We start from the raw sequence: 18,612 nt of genomic DNA, 5'->3' as shown, positions 1-18,612 counted from the left end.
TTTGCCGAATCTATCCGAGTCGAATCGGGTCGTCAGTCGGCCGTACCGTCAGTTCGACGTCGTCGCCGACGGTGAACTCGTGGTCGAAGGCGACGAGTTTCGCGCCGAACGCGGCGTCTTGGGCGGCGAAAAGCGAGAGACCGACGATGCGCTGTCCGTTCGCGCGGAGTTCGACGTCGTTCCACGTCACGTCGCGTCCGTCCGCGACGCCGACCGGCGTCCCGAGGAAAGAGACCGGCCCCTGTGTCGGTGTCAGGATTCCGCCGCCCGTGTAGTGGGTGAGGCCGCCGTCGAGGACGGCCCCCGAGTCGGCGGCGATGCCCGCGAAGCACTCGCCGGGTGCAGGGTGTGTGGGCGCGTCGAGGACGGCGTACGTCTCGCCGACGGCGACGACTTCGCCCGACCCGTCCCAGTCCAGCGGTTCGACGGCCACGGCCACGTCGACGGGGAGCGACCCGCCAGCGCGGAGGTAGTTCTGCCCCTGCTCGCGAAAGCCGAGGTGGACGTGGTTGTCGACCCACTGCCCGAAGAACCCCGAGCGGACCATCTCGCCGAGTGAGTCGCCGACGGTGACGATATCGCCCGGTTCGACCGTCGGGTCGACGTGGAGGATGCGAGCGACGTACTCGTCACAGTCTATCACGATGAGGTGGTCGTGGTCGACGGCGTACGGTTGGTCGGGACAGCGAACCGTCTTCGTCGCGACGACTTCGCCGGCGACTGGCGAGAGGCCGTCGTTCGTCTCGGGGTAGAGGTCGATTGCACAGCCGTGGTCGTGGGCGGGGTACGGCGAGTTGTACAGCGAGAAGCGTCGGTAGCGTCGGAGAACGTCTTCCGAGAGCGTGACCGCCATGCGTGGACGAAGCGACGCGAGTGTTTAGATACGTCGGGTTCCTCACTCCACTATGTCCACTATGCGGGTCATTCGCGGCCGTGCATCGGGGCCAGCGGCCGACCGACAGATGACGGCCGAGATGCTCGCCGAGACGGCCGACGGCGGCGTTCCGGCGATTCGCGTCTGGACGCCCCACCGGCAGGTCGCCTTCGGTCGCCGGGACGGTCACGCCGAGGACTACGACGTGGCGACGGCGGCCGCCGAAGACCGAGGCTATCTCGCCATCGAGCGAAGCGTCGGTGGTCGAGCGGTCGCCTACACTGGCGAGACGACACTCGCGTTCGCTACCGCCGTCCCCGTCGACGACATGCGGCAGGGACTCGACCGCCGGTACGAGGAAGCGACACAGACGATTCTGCGGGCGCTCCGCGACGTCGGCGTCGTCGCCCGACGCGGCGAACCCGACCACTCGTTCTGTCCGGGCGCGCACTCCGTACAGAGCGGTGGGAAGATTTCGGGCATCGCCCAGCGGGTGACTCGCGGGTCGGCGCTCGTCTCCGGATGCGTCCTCGTCGCCGAGCGCGACGAACTCGTCGACGTGCTCGAACCGGTCTACGCTGCCCTCGATGTCCCGTTCGACCCCGAATCTGTGGGCACTGTCGCCGACGCCGGTGGCCCCGACGACCCCGAAACCGTCGCCCGCGCCGTCGAACACGCGTTCGTCGGCGAGCGTGAGATGAACATCGAACACGTCGACGACTGATTTTTGTTCGATTGGAGCGCGCTGGCGATTCCTCCGTGAATCGCCTGTTGCGTGCGAGGTCTTCGCGAGCGGAGCGAGTGAAGGGCAGCAAGAGCGAGCTCTTGCGAGGGATGAGCGAGTGAGCGTGCGAACGAGCGAGTCGGTTGGGGAGGACGTGGGCGGTGCGGTCCGCTGTCTCTCGGTGTGTTTCGGAAGTCGTGAGTAACCCGTGCCGAAACCACCCCAGAACGAACAACAACGCGAACAGTCGAACCAGCGACAGAATCGACCGACCGGCCCCTCAACTGAACACTATTCACCCGAAGCCACGACCTTTAGCACCCGTAAGCGAACACAGTCAGTATGCTCTTTCGGAACGCGACACTCGCCGACGACCGGACTCGGGACGTCCGAATCGAAGACGAACGAATCGCAGAGATAGACACCGACCTCTCGCCCGAAGCCGACGAGCGAGTCGTCGACGCCACCGACAAACTGCTCCTCCCCGGCGCAATCGACGCGCACGTCCACTTCCGGCAACCGGGCTACGAACACAAGGAGACGTGGGCGAGTGGCTCGAAGAGCGCCGCCGCAGGTGGTGTCACCACCGTCGTCGACCAACCGAACACGTCGCCACCGACGGTGTCGGGCGAGGCGTTCGACGAGAAGGCCGACTACGCGCGAGAGTCGCTCGTCGACTGGGGTATCAACGGCGGCGTCACCGCCGAGTGGGACCCCGACTCGCTGTTCTCGAAACCGGTCTTCGCACTCGGTGAGGTCTTTCTCGCCGACTCGACGGGCAACATGGGTATCGAGGCCGACCTGTTCGCCGACGCCGTCGAACGCGCGGCAGAGGAGGACGTGGTCGTGACCGTCCACGCCGAGGACGCGACGCTGTTCGACGACTCGGCGAAGGAGCGCGCTGGCGACGACTACGACGCGTGGAGCGCGTACCGTGCGCCCGAAGCAGAGGCCGCCGCCGTCGAACGCGCCCTCGAAGTCGGCGGCGACTCCACCGCGCAGATTCACATCGCTCACACCTCCACGCCCGAAGGTGCCGACTTGGCCCACGACGCCGGCGCGAGTTGCGAAGTGACGCCGCATCACCTCTTTCTCTCCCGTGACGACTACGACGAGTTGGGGACGAAGGGGCGGATGAACCCGCCACTGCGGAGCGAGGAACGCCGCGCGGGCATGCTCGAACGACTCCTCGACGGCACCATCGACATCGTCGCTACCGACCACGCACCGCATACGGTCGAAGAGAAAGACGCGAGCATCTGGGACGCGCCGAGCGGCGTCCCCGGCGTGGAGACGATGCTGCCGCTCCTGCTCGAGACTGCCCGAGCGGGGACGCTCTCCTACGAACGCGTCCGCGACGTCACCGCGGCGAACGTCGCCGAGATATTCGACCTGCCGCAGAAGGGCCGCGTCGACGTCGGGAACGACGCCGACTTGGTGCTCGTCGACCCCGAGGCGAGTAGAGAGATTCGCGGCGAGGACCTCCACTCGAACTGCGGTTGGACGCCGTTCGAGGGTCGGCGCGGGGTGTTCCCCGAGTTGACGCTCGTCCGTGGCTCGGTCGTCTACGAACGAAGCGGGGAAGAGACGGAGCAAGCGGAGCGGCAGACGGAACAGTTCGGCGACGCGGCGGGAGAGAACGTCCGCGAGTAGCGGACGCGACTGCCGCAACTGGGTGGGTTGATACGCCAGTGCCGACTCTGACGGACAATGAGTCTCACAGAGGAGAGCGCCTTCGACCGCTACCGTGCCCAGGTCGAACGGCCGCTCGCCCGCCTCTTCTCGGTCTACGGAACGCCACGGTGGACGTGGCTCACGGTCGGTCTGCTCGCCAACTTGCTCGCCCAAGCCGCCTCGCTCGTGCCGCCGGTCGTCCTCGGGGCGGCGCTGGACGCCGTCTTCTCGCGCGGAGAGTCGGAGACGGCGTACCAACTGCTCTTCGTCCCTGACGCGTGGATTCCCGCTGGCGACGAGGCACAGTTCTGGTTCTCGCTCGCGCTCATCGTCGGGTCGTTTCTCACGACGGCCGTCTTCACCTGGATATACGGCGTGTCGGCCAACCTGTTCGCCCACGAGGTGATGCACGCCGTCCGCACCGACAGTTTCGAGAAACTGCTCGCGCTCGATATGTCGTTCTTCGACGACAAACAGACCGGCGAGGTGATGGCGATTCTGAACAACGACGCCAGTAACCTCGAAGCGTTCCTCGACAACGCGCTGATGAACTCGCTGCGCCTCGTCGTCATGGTCGGCGGCATCTCGTTCATCCTCTTCTCGTTGAACTGGCAACTCGCCGTCGTCACGCTCGTCGCCGTCCCCGCCATCGTCGCGCTCACGTGGTGGTTCATGCGCGTCATCGCACCACGGTATCGGGAGCGACAGTCGGCCGTCGCCCGGTTCAACACCCGCGTCGAGAACGGTATCGGCGGTATCGAACTGACGAAGACGACCGACAGCGAGCAGTACGAGGCGAAGCGTGTCTCGGACGCCTCCCACGACCTGTTTCGAACCACGATGGAGGTGCTCAAACTGAGCTACCTCTATCGCCCCGGGATGGAACTGCTCGCCGGCCTCTCCTTCGCGGCGACGTTCCTCGTCGGCGGTTACTGGCTCCTCGTCGGCGCACCGCCCGGGTTCTCCGGGAGCCTCACGGCGGGGACGTTCGTCACGTTCATCTTCATGACCCAGCGGTTCGTCGCGCCGCTGGCCGAAGTCTCGAACATCGTCGACCAGATTCAGAGCGCCCGCGCCTCCGCCGAGCGTGTCTTCGGCTTGGCCGACATTCCGGTCCACATCACCGAACGCGACGACGCCGTCGACCTCTCGACTTCGACCGGCCGCGTGGCCTACGACGACGTCTCTTTCGCCTATGCCGACCGAACGCAGACAGACGGCGGCGACCAGGCGGGCGGGACGGCGGTCATCCACGACCTGTCGTTCGACGCCGCCCCCGGTGAGACAGTCGCCCTCGTCGGCGAGACGGGCGCGGGCAAGTCGACGGCGCTGAAACTCCTCTTACGACTGTACGAAGTCACGGACGGGGCGATTCGCGTCGACGGCCACGACGTTCGGGAACTGACGCTCGGCAGTCTGCGGAGAAACGTCGGTTACGTCTCACAGGACACCTTCCTCTTCGACGGCACCATCGCCGACAACATAAGATATGGACGGTTCGACGCGGGCGACGACGCCGTCCGCGAGGCCGCCCGCGCCGCCGAGGCCGACGAGTTCATCGAGCGCATGCCCGAGGGCTACGACACCCGCGTCGGCGAACGCGGCGTCAAACTCTCCGGTGGACAGCGCCAGCGCATCGCCCTCGCCCGCGTCTTCCTGCAGGACCCGCCGATTCTCGTCCTCGACGAGGCGACGAGCGCCGTCGACACCGAGACGGAGCGCGCCATCCAGCGCTCGCTGGACCGACTGAGCGAGGGCCGAACCACGTTCGTCATCGCGCACCGCCTCTCCACTGTCGTCGACGCCGACGAGATTCTCGTCCTCGAAGACGGCCGGGTCATCGAACGCGGGAACCACGAGGTGCTGCTCGACTCCGGTGGGAAGTACGCCTCGCTGTGGGCGGCACAGACGGGTAATTGACCGGAAAAAGTATGCCCGCGTCGCGAGGGGTAGTCTACTCGAGGAACTTCTTCAGTCCCCGCATCGACATCCCGACGAGCGAGTTGTTTATGCTGCGCTCCATCGACCGCTGTTTCAGGTAACTCGCGAACGCGAGGATGGTCGGAGGCCAGAGACCGATGAAGAGCCCCTGGGTCTTCCGCCCTCGGTAGTAGAACTCGTACCACGAGAGGAGGACTGATGCGCCGGCCGCGAGCACCGCGATGTCGGACGTGGTCCGCTCTGGTTCGCCCATGGACGTCATCTCTTGTTCCAGTTCGTTCATCTGATTAGACCGGTCGCTCCGCATCTGACTGAGGAATCCCATGCGCGAAAAGAAACGCGAGCGAGCCATAAGTAGATTTTTTGCGCCAAATATAGGGGAATAATCACGAGACTCTCGGCCGCCAGTAGTTGATGAAAACACGACAGAATGGGGCGTCGACAGAGAAGACGGCTGGCAGAGATGTGGGTGACTCAGACTCCGCCGAGCGCAACCGTCGCCACCGCCGACCCGACCATCACACCGAAGCCGAAACTGCCAATCCTCGCCATCGCTCGCCGCGAGTTCTGCTCGGTCCACCCCGACGCCGCGTCGAGATGTTCCTGCATCGCCTCGACACTGTTGGCGGCGAGAATCGACCCCGACCAGCCGAGGAGACCGAAACCGAACGCGAGTGCACCGAGGACGAACATCGTCTCACTGGCGTCGCGGACGCTCCCGAGTGCGAGAATCGCAAAGACGAGACCGCCCGCGCCGACGACGAGGCCGACGGCGAGTGCCGACCCGACGAGGCGCAGGCGAGACTCGAACATCTACTCGACGGCGTCCCGCATCCGTGGGTCGAGTGCGTCGCGCATCCCGTCACCGAGCAGGTTGAACCCGAGGACGGTGATGGCGAGCAAGAGACCGGGGAAGAACGACCACCACCACTCGCCCGTCAGGAGGCCTTGTTTCACCCCGTTCGAGAGGATGAGTCCCCACGAGGGCGTCCCTGCCTCGGCACCGAAGCCGAGAAACGAGAGCGCCGCGAGGTCCAGGATGGCAAGCCCGAAGTTGAGCGTCGACTGGACCGTGATGGGCGCGAGGCAGTTCGGCAGGACGTGCCGGACGAGCACGCGCGGGTCCTTCGCGCCGAGGGCGACGGTGGCGTCGATGTACTCGTCTTCGAGCACTTTCAGCGCCGCGCCACGGACGACGCGGGCGAACCGCGGCGTGTAGACGAGCGTCAGTGCCGTCACCGCACGCCACAAGCCGAGTTCGTCCGGGAAGATAGCGACCAGGGCGAGCGCCAAGAGAAGCGACGGGAAGGCGAGCAGAACGTCCATCGTCCGCATGATGATGTTGTCCGTGATGTCGCTGTAGTACGCCGCGACGATGCCTAGGCCGACGCCGAGCGTCGTCGAGATGGCCACCGTGACGGTGCCGAACTTCATCGCCAGCCACGCCCCGTAGAGGACGCGTCCGAAGATGTCACGCGCCTGAATGTCCGTCCCGAACGGATGGGCGGCACTCGGCGGCGCGAGACTCGGGTTCGTGCCAAGTTGCGTCGTCTTCAGCGTCTGGAGGTCCGGCGCGATGCCGATGAGTGCGCCGAAACGGGCGTAGATGGCGATAGCGACCATCGCGAGGATGATGACGATACCCCCGACGGCGAGGCGGTTCGACAGCAGGTCAGAGAGGAACGGCGACGCCTGTAAGCGAGCGAGGAACCCCCGCTCGTCGGCGGCCTGTTTGGTCTTTGTTTCCGTGCTCATTGTTCGATCCTCGGGTCGAGATACGAGTAGGTCAGGTCAACGCCGAGGTTGACCAGCGTGAACAGGAACGCGAAGACCAACACGGTCCCCTGTACGAGCGGGTAGTCACCCACCTCGATGGCGTTGACGAGCAGCGTCCCGATACCGCCGATACCGAACACCGTCTCCGTCAGGACGGCCCCACCGAGGAGCGTCCCGAACTGGATGCCGATGACGGTGATGACAGGGATCGTCGCGTTCCGAAAGCCGTGTTTCATAATCGTTATCTTCGCGCCTTGGCCCTTCGCGCGGGCGGTCCGCATGTAGTCTTGCCTGACGACTTCGAGCATCGACGAGCGCATCATCCGGGAGATGAGCGCCATCGAGTAGACGCCGATGACCGCCGCGGGCAGGAGCATGTGCGAAATCGCGGATTGGAACGCGCCGAACCCGCCGCCCGACAGCGCGTAGACGAGCGAGTCGAGGGTGATGAGTCCCGTGTAGACGGGGACGTCGTAGGCGGAGGCGATACGGCCGCTCGCGGGCAGCAGGCCGAGGAACTGTGCGAACAGCAAGATGAGCAGCGGCCCGCTCCAGTAGATGGGGACGCTGATACCCGTCAGTGCGCCCACCCGCGTCAGGTGGTCGGTGATGGTGTCTTGCTTGACCGCGCTCAGTACACCCAGTGGAATGCCGAACAGAATGCCCAGTAGCTGTCCGTAGAGCGCGAGTTCGAGCGTGACGGGGAGTCGCGCTCGAAGGATGGTGAGCACGGGAACGCCCTTGCGGACGATGTACGAGTCACCGAGGTTCAGCGTCACGATATCGAAGAGATATCGACCGTACTGGACCCAGATGGGGTCGTTCAACCCGAGTTCTGTCCGGACGGCGGCGACTTGCTCTGCGGTGGCTCGTTGCCCGGCGATGACCTTCGCCGGGTCGCCCGGACTGAGGTGCAGGATGGCGAACACGAGCGTCGCCACGCCGAACAGCACCGGCACGAGGAGCAGAAGTCGCTTCAGGAAAAAACGCTTCGAGACCATGATAAAGGAAGTGGGAGTGAGTTAGTTGAGGCTGACGAGGTTCAGGAACGGTCCGCTGATGGGTGCGAGCGTGAACCCTTCGACGCCGTTCGCGACACCGCGAAGTTCCTTCGCGTGGTCGATGAAGACCCACGGAGCCTCGTCGTGTGCGAGCTGTGCCGCCTGGTTGTACTTCTCCTTGCGCGTCGCCTCGTCGTAGGTGGTCTGGGCGTCCTCGACGAGCGTCATGTAGTCGGTGTTAGCCCACGCGGCGACGTTGAGCGTGTTGAAGTCCTCGGTGTCGAAGCCGACGTAGTCCTGTCCGTCCGGCACGTCGTCGGTGGAGATGCCGGGGTGCAGCAGGGCGTAGAAGAAGTTGTCCGGGTCGGCGTTGTCGGTCATCCACCCGAGGAAACAGGCGTCGTGCTTACCCGCCGACGTGTAGTCGAGGAACGGGTTGAACGACTGCTGGTTGATGCTGACTTCGATGCCCACCTCCTGCAGGTTGGACTTGACCGTCTGGGCCGCCTGAATCGGCGACGGGTTGTACGCCCGCGGGTTCTTGAACGTCGCGAGTTCGAAGCTGAAGCCGTCACCGTAACCGGCCTCTTCGAGCAGCGACTGTGCCTTGTCGAGGTCCTGCCCGTACGGACTCAGGTCGTCGTTGTACCCCATGACGTTCGAGGGGATTGGCTGACTGGCCTGCTCGGCGATGCCCTTGTAGATGGTGTCGACGATGGCCTTCGTGTCGATGGCGTAGCTGATTGCCTGTCGGACCTTCTTGTCCTGGAACTCTTCGACTTTCGCCATGTTGAACGCCATGTAGCCGACGTTGATGCCGGCCTTCTCGACGAGTTCGGCGTTCGAGGAGTTCGAGACGACTTTCGACGCCTGCGCGCCGATACCGTCGATGATGTCGGCACCGCCGGAGTCGAGCGTCTGGGCGCGAGTGGAGTTCTGAGCGACGGCCGTGAAGACGACTTCGCCGACCTGCGGCGCGTCACCCCAGTAGTCGTCGTTCGCCGAGAGACGGATGCGCTGGTTGGAGGTGTCCCACCCCTCGAACTGGAACGGTCCCGTCCCGACTGGTTCGCTCTTGAGGTCCGTCCCCTTCTCCTCTATGGCCTTCTTCGAGAGGATGGACGCCGCGAACATCGCGAGGTTGCGGAGGAACGGCGCGTACTTCTGGGTCATCTGCATCGTCACCTTGTACTCGCCGTCGGTGGTGACCTCCTCTATCCAGTTACCGAGCGTGAACGGGCCGTAGGCCGACGTGTAGTCGTCGCCCGGGTAGTGCTCGTAGTCGGGGTTGACGAAGCGGTTGTACGTCGCGACGACGTCCGCGGCGGTGAACTCCTCGCCGTTGTGGAACGTGACGCCCTCTCGGAGCGTGAGCGTCGTCGTCGTACCGTCGAGCGACCAGTCGGTCGCGAGCCCCTTGCGAAGCGACGTCTCGCCGGGCTTGAACATGATGAGCTGGTCGTACAGCTGGTTCGTGACCTTCACGTCCTCCCCGCTGGTCGTGTTCTGCGGGTCGAGCGTTCCCGAGTCGTTCCCGCGGGCGTACGTGAGGACGTCTCCACCACTGCCGCCGTCGCTACCGTCGCCGCCGTCGGTAGCGTTGGACCCGCCGTCACCAGCTCCGCCGTCGGAGCCGGAGGTCGTTTCGTCGGGGTCGGCTGCACAGCCTGCGAGCGTTGCAGCGGCCGCCGCACCGCCAGCCGCTTTCAGGAAACTGCGACGATTGACAGAGCTATCGCGTGGCATACGAGCACATCATACACTTCATTCCTAAAACTATCGATAGTCATACCGAGGAGTATAGAGAAACGCACCCGGAAGTAAAGGAGATACTAGGTAAGAGTATCGTCAGTCCTGCTCGTAGAGATGACAGGCCGCCGGGTGCGGGTTCTCTCCGAGCGCCGGATTCTTCCGTTCACAGACGCTCTCGAAGCGGTCGCGCAGGCGGGATTCGGCCGCTTCCCAGTCCTCGTCGACGAGGGCGGCGAGCGCTTCGTCGACGACGGCGCGGTTCTCGCCCGTCAGGCCGGTGTCGAAGAACCGCGCTCGCAACGCTGCGGCGGCGGGACGGCCACCGTCGGCGGCCGCCTGGTGCCCACTCGCCTGCGTAGTCTCGCCTTCGGCGGCATCGAGGTCGATATTTCGACTCTCGACGCGCTGGCGGAGGTCCATCACCTCGCGGTACGTCTCTTGGTCGATGTCGACGTCTTCGGGCGGGATGACCTGCGGACACCGCGTCCGGAAGTGACACCCCGATGGCGGGTTGATGGGCGACGGGACGTCGCCTTCGAGGATGATTCGGTCCCGCGAGACGGTCGGGTCGGGGTCGGGAATCGCCGAGAGCAGCGCCTGCGTGTAGGGATGTTTCGGGTCGTCGAACAGGTCGTCGGTGTCGGCCGTCTCGACGATTTCGCCGAGGTACATTACGGCGATGCGGTCGCAGATGTGCCGGACGACAGAGAGGTCGTGGGCGATGAACAGGTAGGTGAGGCCGAACTCGTCCTGTAAATCTTCCATGAGGTTGAGAATCTGCGCCTGCACGCTCACGTCGAGTGCGGAGACGGGTTCGTCGGCGACGATGAAATCCGGGTCGACGGCGAGCGCACGGGCGATGCCGACACGCTGGCGCTGCCCGCCGGACATCTCGTGGGGGTAGCGGTCGACCTGTCCCGGTTCGAGACCGACGGCCTCCATCAACTCGGCGACGCGGTCCTTGCGCTGCTGGCGACGAGATTGCCCGTCCGACGGTTCCGCCTCGGGTAAGTCGTGAATCTTCAGCGGCTCAGTGATAATCTGCCCGACAGTCATCCGGGGGTCCAGACTCGACATCGGATCCTGGAAGATCATCTGGAGGTCGCGGCGCTTCTCTCGCATCGCCGACCCGTCGAGGTCGGTCAGGTCCTCGCCCGCGAAGACGACGCGGCCCTCGGTGGGTTCGAGCAGTTTGAGCAGCGTCCGACCTGTGGTCGACTTTCCACATCCGGACTCGCCGACGAGACCGAGCGTCTCGCCTTCGTAGACGGTGAAGTCGACGCCGTCGACGGCTTTCACGCTCGCACCGTCGAGGCCGAGCCACTCGTCGAGCAGGCCGTCGGCCCGCGAGAAGTGTTTCTTCACGCCCTGCGCTTCGAGGAGCGGCGCGCCGATGTCGTTGTCGCTCGTCGAGAGCGCCTCGTCGCCGCCGTACTCGTCGGTGTCGAACTCTTCGAGGATACACTTCGAACGGTGGTCCACGTCGTCGGGGCCGTGTTGGAGAAACGGAATCTCGCCTTGGGTACACTCCTCGGTCGCCCACGGACACCGCGGCGCGAAGTGACAGCCATCGGGCATGTCGATGAGGTCCGGGACGTTGCCCGTGATGGGCGTGAGGCGCTCTTTGTCCTCCGTCGGAATCGACTCCAAGAGCGTGTAGGTGTAGGGATGCGAGGGGTTCTGGAATATCTCTTCGACCGGTCCCTCTTCGACGATTTCGCCCGCGTACATGACGGCGACGCGGTCACAGGTCTCGGCGACGACGCCGAGGTCGTGGGTGATCATCAGGACGGACATCCCCAACTCCTCTTGCAACTCGTTGATGAGTTCGAGAATCTGTGCTTGAATCGTCACGTCGAGTGCCGTCGTCGGTTCGTCGGCGACGAGCAGACGGGGGCGACAGGCGAGGGCGATGGCGATGAGCACGCGTTGCCGCATCCCGCCGGAGAACTCGTGGGGGTACTCGTCGACGCGGGAGGTTGGCTCCGGGATGCCGACCTCGGAGAGGACGTCGACGGTGCGGTCAAGCACCTCCTCGTCGATGTCTTTCCCGCCTATCTTCGGCAGGAGTTCGCGGACGCCGTTGAGCCAGGTGTCCTTCTTTCGGTTGCCGTACTGGTGGAGACGGAGCGACTCTTCGACCTGCTCGCCGACCGTGAGCGCCGGGTTGAGCGAGGTCATGGGGTCCTGGAAGATCATACTCATCGCGTCGCCACGGATGGAGCGGAGTGCCTCCTCAGGGGCGGCAGTGAGGTCGACGACGTCGCCGTCGACGAACTTCGGGTTGCGATACTGGTCGCGGAACGACTCGGCGAGGTCGGGTGCCCGGAGGGTCACCTCGCCGCCGACGATGTCGCCCGGTTCGTCGACGAGGCCCATCGCCGAGAGCGCCGTGACGCTCTTACCCGACCCGGACTCACCGACGAGTCCGACGGTCTCGCCTTCGCGAATGGTCAGGTCCACACCGTCGACCGCTTTGACCTGCCCACGGTCGGTCGAGAACTGCGTCCGGAGATTCGAGAGAGTGAGTAAGTCATCCATTACCACAGGATTCCCCCGGCGGCCCGCAAATAGCTTTTCACATCTATCGCTCGCGTCAACGTTCGCCAGAAGCACGTGTGGGAAACCGCCCCACGAGCGGGAAGCGAACGTTTTTCCCGTTCGCCTCGTCGACGGTGTGGCATGGACAACCATCCGCTCACGGGGGTACTCGACGTCTGGGAGGGTGTCGTCGAGGACATGGAAGCCACAGCGGCGGAGTATCGCGACGAGGGCTGGGAGACGCTCGAACTGCATCCCGGCGACGTGAACGCGCTCCCGTCGGTCCAAGAGCGCAGAGACGGACAGTTCGGTCTCACCGTCCTCGTCCCCGGCGACGAGTACGAAGCCGTCTCCTCGTGGGTCGACGGAAGCGAGTTCGACGAGTACGAGGTCTTTCGCGCACAGGAGGGCGGCGTCGTCTTCCTCGTTCTCGCCACGAAGTCGACGGCGACGAACCGCGTCGTCCTGACGCCGCTGTACTACGGTGTCGAGGACGCACAGATGATGGTCGAGCGAGCGACGGAGGAGGGACAGATGCAGGTGCACGTCCGTCCGCTGTCGGACGACGAACACGTGACGTTCACGCAGACCGACCCCGAGTTGTTGTTTCCGGAGTAGTCGAAACGTGTCCGAGACGCGCTGAAGCGACGGCAACGTGAGCATACCGCCCCGCACACGCGGCGTAAGCTACGGTTTACTTTGTCTCCACCGAGCCACGTGTCGGATATGGCGACGAAACGACGAGTAGAGTGTCCGGCGTGTGGCCACACCTGGGTGAAGAAGACGCGAGCAATCGGTGGCGTTCGACGAGTCGGGTACTCGAAACTGAACGAGGACGCGAGACGCTGTCACAACTGCAAGTTCGTCGAGAGTATCTGATAACTCGCCGCGCGCACGTGAGTTCGTGAAGTACGCGGTCAGCCCGAGCGACGAGGAGACGTCAGTTCAAGGTTCGTGGACGTGTCCACACTCGGGACACTCGACTTCCTCGCTCCGTAACTGCGCGCTCTCTTTTCGCACCTCGCGCATCACCCGCGAGATACGGTCTTCGGCCTCCAGTTCGTCCTCGACCGAGAGATCGACGCCCTCGACTTCCAAGAGGAACTTCGCGACTTCGGTCACCTCGTACATCATCTCGTCCAGTTCCTCTGCGGTGAAGAAGCCGCACATCGCGCCGTAGAGGAACGTCGCGCCGGACTGCTTGACCTTTCCCTCGAACGACGAGCGGGCCTGATTGACCGCCTGCGGCGTGTAGGTGTCGGTCATGAAGGGGATGAGACGCGGGAGGTTCTTGCCGATCTTCGTCATCTCGACGCCCGTCTCGGTCCGGAAGTCCGCACAGAGACGCGCGATAGCCCACTCGCGGGCGGTGATGTAGGTGCGCTCGCGCAGGAACGAGTTGACGCGGTCGTACTGCGCGCCGTCCATCTTCTTGAAACGCTCGTACTTGCGCACGTCTTCGGGGACCTCGTCGGCGACGTCTTGGTCGAGTGAGTCGGTCGAATCGGTCGAATCGGTCGACCCAGTCGAATCGGTCGAATCAGTGGATTCACTCGACTCGGCCGACTTAGTCACCTGCTCCGGTCGCTCGTTCGACTCTGTCGACTCCGTCTCTCTCTCCGTGCCAGCCGTCTCGTCGTCGAAGTCGGCCGTCGGCGCGGGGTCGTCGGTCATCAACCGCCCTTGCCCGGCGGGGTGCAAAAGGGTTGTCGTGCGCCGAATCGGTCTCGATTCCGTTCGAACACGAGAAACTGTTTTCTATCACGACGCCGACCCCTCGGCCATGAAGATACTGCTGGGTATCGGTGGGAGTGAGGACTCCATCCGCGCGCTGGAACAGACCGTCGAGCGCGCACTCGCCGCCGGCGACGACCTCACCGTCGCCATCGTGGAGAATCCGAACACCGACGTCTCACCCGACGACATCGAGTCACAGGTTCGCGCCGTCCTCGACGAGGCCGACCTCGGCGCCGACATCCGCCACGTCGACGGTGATCCGGGGAGCCGTATCGTCGACATCGCCGAGGAGGAAGGCTTCGACCAGATTGCTCTCGGCGGCGGCGAAACCAGTCCGATGGGAAAGATAAACATCGGTGGCATCGCCGAGTTCGTCCTCCTGAACTCTCACGTGACGGTGAAACTAGTGCGATGAACGACCGAATCTACCCCGACGAACCGGCGAGCGAGTTCGACGAACCGCCGGTCGAGTTCGAGGACCGCGAGGGTCGGCCCATCGAGATACGGCCGTACGACGGCGACGAAGACGAGATGGAGGCGCTCGTCGAGATGTATCTGGAGTTCGACCCCGCAGACCGCGCACAGGGGATTCCACCGGGGCGAGAGAACCGCATCCGGAGTTGGTTAGAGAACATCCTCAAGGGAGACTGTCTGAACGTCATCGCGTGGGACGGCGACCAAGCCGCAGGCCACGCGACGTTAGTTCCCGCCGACGAAGGAGCCTACGAACTCGCCATCTTCGTCCTCCAAGCGTACCAACAGGCCGGAATCGGAACGAGACTCATCGAGGGTCTGTTAGGATACGGTCGAGCCAACGACGTCAAGAAGGTGTGGCTGACCGTCGAACGCTGGAACCGTGCGGCGGTGTCGCTCTACAAGAAGATCGGCTTCGAGACGAGCGACGCCGAGAGCTTCGAGTTGGAGATGACGCTTCGACTGACCTGACCTGCGTTCACTCGGTCGCTCTCTTTCTTCGCTGCTCTACTCTTTGCCGTTCTGCGTCCAGTCTCGCGTTCACACCGACAGCACGGGTTGGGTCGCATAGAGGAGTACGTACTCGGCCGCTTTCTCTAGCACCTTCCCGGGGTCGCTGGAGAACGGTTCACGGGGGACGACGACGAAGTCGGCGTCGAGGTCCTCGGCCGTGTCGAGGACGACGCTGCCGGGATGGCGCATCTTCACCCGTGTCGAGAACCCGTACGCCATCGACGTCGCGAGGTCGACGCCGTGGGCGTCCGTAATCTCTCTCGCCGTTTCGGTGAACGCCTCGCTCTCGGCAGCCACCTCTTCTTCGTCGACGGCGTCCGTCTCGATGGCGCGAACGACGTCTTCGCCGAGGACGTGGACGGTGTGGACCGTCGCGTCGTACTCGGCGGCGATGGCGGCCGCGTACTCGACGGCAGTTACTGACTCCTCGCTCCCGTCGACTGGGACGAGCACGAGTCCGATGTCGAGTGCATCCATACCCCCTCTGTGGACCGAGATGGTAAAAACACTCACCTGTTCGGAACGTCGAGAGACGGCGAGAGTCAGAGACGCAGTGCAGTTTTATGGGACGGGGAGACGAACCCCGCGTATGTTCGACCGCATCGTCATCGCGACGGATGGCTCCGAGAGCGTCCGCCGGGCAGTCGACGTCGCCCTCGACGTGGCCGACCGGTTCGACGCCGAGGTACACGTCCTGTCCGTCGTCGACACCGGTGAGGTAGAGTCGTCGCCCGAACGCCTCCGCGACGAGATGCGCGAGGCGCTCACCGAACAGGCCGACGAAGCACTGGAGAGCGTCCGAGAGATGACCGACCGCGAGGTCCACACGGCCGTCCGCGAAGGGCGTCCCGCCGCCGAAGTGACGAGTTACGCCCGCGACGTCGACGCCGACATGGTCGCGACGGGCACTCGTGGCCGACACGGTGAGAACCGCTTTCTCATCGGGAGCGTCGCCGAACGCGTCGTCCGCACCTGTCCGGTGCCCGTGTTGACCGTCCGACAACTCGCCGACGAAGAGCGCTAAGCGGCGCGAAGAGCGGCCGGCGGAGCACGGGAGTTTTCACCCTACCCACCTACTCGCCAGTATGGACGACGACCTCATCGACAGCAGCAGCCTCTCCCTCTCACGGAAGTCGCTCCTTCCGGGGACCGGATTCTTCTATCCCGACTCGCTCGACGACGACCGAGACGACGAACGCGTCCAGGAGGCCGTCGACGGCGCGGAAGTCGTCGTCATCGCCGACTCCGACGCCGACGGACTGGGCTGTGTCGCCCTCCTCCGCGAGATGTACGACGCCGCGCTCGACGTCGAACCGTTCGAGGAGGACATCGCCGAGCGACTGGCGAGCGAGGGGCGTCCGACACCCGACGAGGAGCCACTCGACGACGAGGACGAAGAAGACGAACTCGAACAAGAGTCGCCCGTCGCACTCGTGGGTGCGTCGCCGCACAACCTCGAAGACGAGATGGCCCGTGTCGCCGAGTTCGCCGACGAGGGCGTCGACGTCTACATCTGCGACCTCTGTCCGGACCGCTACAAGTACGTCGAGGAGGAACTGAACGACCTCCTCGCTCGCGCTTCGTCGGTTCGCTGGTTCGACCACCACCAGTGGCGCGACGAGGTGGCCGCGGCGGTCCGAGCGGCCGGCGTGGACCTCGTCGTCGGCGATTCCGACGAGGAGTGTACCACCGACGTCGCCCTACGCTCGCTGGACTACGACTTCGATGCTAAGTTCACCGACCTCGCCGTCGTCACCCGCGACCACGACCTGTGGCTTCGCGAGGACCCTCGCAGCGACGACTTGGCCGACTACGCCTACTGGACGAGTTCCGAGGAGTACGTCACCATCGTCGGCGCGTACGGGGCGGATTTGCCCGACATCGTCGAGGAGTACATCGCCGAGCGCCGCGTCGAGAAAGAGCAACTCATCGACCTCGCCGTCAGTCGCGCCGAGATCAAGCAGGTCGGCCCGTGGACGGTCGGCGTCACCTACGGCCGGTGTTCGCAGAACGAAGTCGCCGAGGCGCTCCGCGAGCAGGGAACCGACGCGGCGGTCATCGTCAAACCCGCCGGGAGCGCGAGCATCCGCGGCACCGACGGCTTCGAACACTGCCACGAGGTGGCCGGCCAGGTGAACGGCGGCGGCCACCCGAAGGCCGCTGGCTGTAAACCCGACATCTACGACGACATGCTCGACTACGCCCACCACTGGTCGACACAGGGCTCTGCAGCGAAGCGCGTCATCCTCGCGGCGTTCGAGCGAGTGGCCGAAGAGGTTGAAGCGGCCGAAGAAGTCGAAGAGACCGAAGGCGACGTCGTCGACGACGAGGAACCCGACGGCGACGACGCCGACGACGGGGAAACTGACGACGAAGGCATCGACACCGAACGATAGCCTTCCGAACCCCTTCGTTTCGGGTCGAACGACCGCCGAACTCCGCTATTTTGCGTCGAGAATGCAGAACGTCAGGAGTCGAAGTTACTTCTCGCCGACGACCCAGCGGTCCGAGTAGGACGTTCCGCACTCGCACTGCGCGTAGGCGTGGATGACGTCGCCCTCCTCGTAGAGGCCGCCGACCTCCTCGTTCTGCTCTTCGGCGAAGGTGAAGACGAACTTCACGTTGTGGTTCTCGTCGGATGCGGCCTCGGGGCACTCGCCGCCGCCGAGGTCCGCATCGATTTCGCCGCGGTTGCCCATCGCACCCTGTGCGAAGTCCATCGCATCCATCCCGGTTCCGGCGGCGAACATCCCGCGGCCGTCGTCGCCGGGGACGACGAGGACGACGCCGTTCTCTACTTCTTGGCCGTAGTTGGCAATCTTGCCCTCTTCGTCGAGATACTCGTGGGTGAGGAAGAGCGCGACGTCGTCGATGCGCTCGCCTGCAAGGAACTCGTCGAGTTTGCTCATAGATGGGGTTCGTTGGTCGAGGGGTAAAAAGAGCCTGTCCTGTGTTTCGGGATGTGCGTGGATGCTTCTATGCTGATAGGTTTCTGTGAGCGTGCTGAATAGAGGGCGCAAGTCGGTCAGACGTTGTGTGGTGAAATGGGCTACCTTACGGCTATCTTAGAATAAGTGTGAGTACCCGGTCATTATGAGTCCAACACCAAGTATTCGATAGAGCCAAATCTTCCCACTTGATGGAGACGAAGTATCCCGTAGATACTCAAATCCGAATTCGTGTGCTCTTCTGGGGATCATCACGTATACTATCCCGAATAGAATCGTTCCCAGAGCCGCGATTTGTATGAGTATTCCCATCTCAACTATCAGATAATGTGTAGTCTACCTAAGATAAAAAAGTGGTCTAGTCTTTGCTGAACTCACCCTCTATATTCAGCACGAGGCAAAATGGCAAAATTCAGACATACAGACTGCGTTTCGGTGGGTTCGATTGACGCAAGAGAGAATCATCTCGAAAGCCCCGACTCGCTGAACTCGGGCGGCTCGTTGTGCTTCTCGGCTCCACCTGCGGTGCTTACGTCGCCGTCCTTCGCCAGCGAGTCCTCCCTTCCAATCCGCCCGACAGCCACACCCTCCCCAACCGATTCCTTCGCTCCCGTCGGTCGCTCAGTCATCCCTCGCGTGCGTGGTTCGCGGCGATAC

The 18,612-nt window shown here is 64.1% G+C and carries 19 protein-coding genes; 8 read left to right on the top strand and 11 right to left on the bottom strand.

Features of this window, described 5'->3' with window-relative positions:
- Nucleotides 1-10: 10 nt before the first annotated feature.
- Complete coding sequence (locus BM083_RS00170) at nt 11-853, bottom strand: DUF8155 domain-containing protein (RefSeq protein ID WP_089864212.1); 843 nt, start codon at nt 851-853, stop codon at nt 11-13.
- A gap of 61 nt (nt 854-914) precedes the next feature.
- On the opposite strand from BM083_RS00170, the gene BM083_RS00165 reads away from it, so the two are divergent.
- The 3 genes from BM083_RS00165 (at nt 915) to BM083_RS00155 (ending at nt 5,192) form a co-directional block, all read left to right on the top strand.
- Complete coding sequence (locus BM083_RS00165) at nt 915-1,598, top strand: lipoate--protein ligase family protein (RefSeq protein ID WP_089868223.1); 684 nt, start codon at nt 915-917, stop codon at nt 1,596-1,598.
- A gap of 342 nt (nt 1,599-1,940) precedes the next feature.
- Entirely contained in the window at nt 1,941-3,251 is a 1,311-nt protein-coding gene (locus BM083_RS00160) for a dihydroorotase (RefSeq protein WP_089864209.1), read from the top strand.
- A 57-nt stretch (nt 3,252-3,308) separates the two neighbouring features.
- The gene (locus BM083_RS00155; RefSeq protein WP_089864206.1) at nt 3,309-5,192 is read left to right on the top strand and encodes an ABC transporter ATP-binding protein; all 1,884 of its coding nucleotides are present in this window, start codon (nt 3,309-3,311) and stop codon (nt 5,190-5,192) included.
- A 34-nt stretch (nt 5,193-5,226) separates the two neighbouring features.
- On the opposite strand, the gene BM083_RS00150 is transcribed toward BM083_RS00155, so the two are convergent.
- The 6 genes from BM083_RS00150 to BM083_RS00125 form a co-directional block, all read right to left on the bottom strand.
- Nucleotides 5,227-5,538 carry a hypothetical protein gene (locus BM083_RS00150; protein ID WP_218148911.1) on the bottom strand — a complete coding sequence of 104 codons (312 nt, stop codon included), beginning with the start codon at nt 5,536-5,538 and terminating at the stop codon, nt 5,227-5,229.
- Between the two features lie 149 nt (nt 5,539-5,687).
- Complete coding sequence (locus BM083_RS00145; protein WP_089864204.1) at nt 5,688-6,026, bottom strand: DUF7268 family protein; 339 nt, start codon at nt 6,024-6,026, stop codon at nt 5,688-5,690.
- A complete protein-coding gene (locus BM083_RS00140; protein WP_089864201.1) occupies nt 6,027-6,968 on the bottom strand; it encodes an ABC transporter permease in 942 nt (313 codons plus the stop codon). It abuts the gene before it with no gap.
- Nucleotides 6,965-7,990: an ABC transporter permease gene (locus BM083_RS00135; RefSeq protein WP_089864199.1), complete on the bottom strand. Its 1,026-nt coding sequence runs from the start codon at nt 7,988-7,990 to the stop codon at nt 6,965-6,967. Before BM083_RS00135 ends, BM083_RS00140 begins: the two co-directional genes overlap by 4 nt.
- Nucleotides 7,991-8,011: 21 nt before the next feature.
- Complete coding sequence (locus BM083_RS00130; RefSeq protein WP_089864196.1) at nt 8,012-9,736, bottom strand: ABC transporter substrate-binding protein; 1,725 nt, start codon at nt 9,734-9,736, stop codon at nt 8,012-8,014.
- A 102-nt stretch (nt 9,737-9,838) separates the two neighbouring features.
- Nucleotides 9,839-12,283: an ABC transporter ATP-binding protein gene (locus tag BM083_RS00125; protein WP_089864193.1), complete on the bottom strand. Its 2,445-nt coding sequence runs from the start codon at nt 12,281-12,283 to the stop codon at nt 9,839-9,841.
- A 141-nt stretch (nt 12,284-12,424) separates the two neighbouring features.
- Between BM083_RS00125 and BM083_RS00120 the strand changes: the two genes are divergently transcribed.
- Entirely contained in the window at nt 12,425-12,901 is a 477-nt protein-coding gene (locus BM083_RS00120; RefSeq protein ID WP_089864189.1) for a DUF7529 family protein, read from the top strand.
- Between the two features lie 327 nt (nt 12,902-13,228).
- On the opposite strand, the gene BM083_RS00115 is transcribed toward BM083_RS00120, so the two are convergent.
- A complete protein-coding gene (locus BM083_RS00115; protein ID WP_089864185.1) occupies nt 13,229-13,957 on the bottom strand; it encodes a DUF5806 family protein in 729 nt (242 codons plus the stop codon).
- Between the two features lie 109 nt (nt 13,958-14,066).
- On the opposite strand from BM083_RS00115, the gene BM083_RS00110 reads away from it, so the two are divergent.
- Both BM083_RS00110 and BM083_RS00105 read left to right on the top strand, forming a co-directional pair.
- A complete protein-coding gene (locus BM083_RS00110) occupies nt 14,067-14,435 on the top strand; it encodes a universal stress protein (RefSeq protein ID WP_049894279.1) in 369 nt (122 codons plus the stop codon).
- A complete protein-coding gene (locus BM083_RS00105; RefSeq protein ID WP_089864182.1) occupies nt 14,432-14,965 on the top strand; it encodes a GNAT family N-acetyltransferase in 534 nt (177 codons plus the stop codon). The genes BM083_RS00110 and BM083_RS00105 overlap by 4 nt, the downstream gene beginning before the upstream one ends.
- Before the next feature lie 69 nt (nt 14,966-15,034).
- Here BM083_RS00105 and BM083_RS00100 read toward each other — a convergent pair whose 3' ends face one another.
- Nucleotides 15,035-15,484, bottom strand: coding sequence for a universal stress protein (locus tag BM083_RS00100; RefSeq protein ID WP_009733211.1), 450 nt, complete (start codon nt 15,482-15,484; stop codon nt 15,035-15,037).
- A gap of 112 nt (nt 15,485-15,596) precedes the next feature.
- On the opposite strand from BM083_RS00100, the gene BM083_RS00095 reads away from it, so the two are divergent.
- Nucleotides 15,597-16,031 carry a universal stress protein gene (locus BM083_RS00095; protein ID WP_009733212.1) on the top strand — a complete coding sequence of 145 codons (435 nt, stop codon included), beginning with the start codon at nt 15,597-15,599 and terminating at the stop codon, nt 16,029-16,031.
- A gap of 61 nt (nt 16,032-16,092) precedes the next feature.
- The gene (locus tag BM083_RS00090) at nt 16,093-17,403 is read left to right on the top strand and encodes a DHH family phosphoesterase (protein ID WP_089864179.1); all 1,311 of its coding nucleotides are present in this window, start codon (nt 16,093-16,095) and stop codon (nt 17,401-17,403) included.
- 84 nt (nt 17,404-17,487) lie between these two features.
- Here the strand turns inward: BM083_RS00090 and BM083_RS00085 are convergent, their stop codons facing one another.
- Nucleotides 17,488-17,916 (bottom strand): DUF5807 family protein, encoded by a 429-nt coding sequence (locus BM083_RS00085; RefSeq protein WP_089864176.1) that lies wholly within the window; start codon nt 17,914-17,916, stop codon nt 17,488-17,490.
- Between the two features lie 500 nt (nt 17,917-18,416).
- Nucleotides 18,417-18,584 (bottom strand): hypothetical protein, encoded by a 168-nt coding sequence (locus tag BM083_RS23025; RefSeq protein ID WP_177197497.1) that lies wholly within the window; start codon nt 18,582-18,584, stop codon nt 18,417-18,419.
- Nucleotides 18,585-18,612: the final 28 nt, after the last annotated feature.

This window comes from Halogranum rubrum (assembly GCF_900114455.1).
Lineage (GTDB): Archaea > Halobacteriota > Halobacteria > Halobacteriales > Haloferacaceae > Halogranum > Halogranum rubrum.
This window is presented reverse-complemented; position numbering and strand designations above follow the sequence as displayed.